Below are 213 nucleotides of genomic sequence, written 5' to 3' on the forward strand. Positions count from 1 at the left end.
CAGGTAGCCGATGAGCGGCACCGCGACGAGGGCCTTCCCGATGATCCACTCCTTCTCGACCGGTTCAACCACCCCGACGCCCGGGATCCTGAGGTTCCCCTGGTCGATATACGGGTTATTGTCCCCCTTGGTGATGTAGCCGCTGTGCGGGTCGGCATAGTAATCACCGAGCGCCGACTGCTCCACGGTGGCGGTATCGACGTAGGTCATCGC

The 213-nt window shown here is 62.9% G+C and carries 1 pseudogene; it reads right to left on the reverse strand.

Features of this window, described 5'->3' with window-relative positions:
- Window positions 1–213, reverse strand: a pseudogene (locus BP858_RS12230) (S26 family signal peptidase); the annotation flags it as partial.

Origin of the sequence: Methanoculleus sp. UBA413, from assembly GCF_002502935.1 — an archaeon.
GTDB lineage: Archaea > Halobacteriota > Methanomicrobia > Methanomicrobiales > Methanoculleaceae > Methanoculleus > Methanoculleus bourgensis.